Source organism: Peptoniphilus hominis (ex Hitch et al. 2025) (assembly GCF_040096015.1).
Taxonomy (GTDB): Bacteria; Bacillota; Clostridia; order Tissierellales; family Peptoniphilaceae; genus Peptoniphilus_A; species Peptoniphilus_A hominis.
In genome coordinates this window covers 1-627 of record NZ_JBBMFO010000082.1, presented here as the reverse complement: position 1 = coordinate 627, position 627 = coordinate 1, and the positions used below count along the sequence as shown (strand labels likewise).

1 protein-coding gene is annotated in these 627 nt (G+C 30.0%); it reads left to right on the top strand.

Going from position 1 to position 627, the window contains the following annotated elements; translation table 11 throughout:
- Positions 1-627: IS110 family transposase (locus WMO19_RS09860; RefSeq protein ID WP_349171697.1), on the top strand; the 627-nt coding region annotated here is incomplete at both ends.

Sequence of the window (627 nt, the reverse complement as noted above, 5' to 3'; positions counted from 1 at the left end):
CGAGCATTAAACTTTAGAAAAGCAAAAAATGACAATATAGATGCAAAACAAATAGCAGAATATGGACTAATGTATTGGAAAGAATTAGAAGAATACAAGATTGATGAAGATAACTACATGGTCTTAAAAGAATTAAACAGAAACTACCAACATTACATGGAACTAAGAATCAACCAAATAAACTTCATAGACCAAACAATACATCAAACATTTCCAGGAATAAAAAAACTAATTCCACATAATTCAGGAGACTTTTCAAAAGACAAACTATTAGACTTTTTAGAAAAATGGTGGCATAAAGACCTAGTACTAGAAAAAACAGAAGAAGAATTCATAGAAGAATATAAAACTTGGGCAAAAGAAAAGAGATACCATCCAAATGCAAACAAAGCAAAAGCAATTTACAAATTAGCAGAGGATAGCATCTCAACTCAGCCTTCCCATAACTCAAAAATAGAAACGAATATCAGAGAAGGAATAAACCTGATAAAACAAATAAATCAGATTCTAAATAGCATTTTATCACAAATGATAGAAATATCCGAGCCCTTAGAAGAATATCAAGAAGCAAAAAAATTCTCAGGCATATCAGAAAAATTAGCAGTACAAATAGTAGCAGAATTTGGA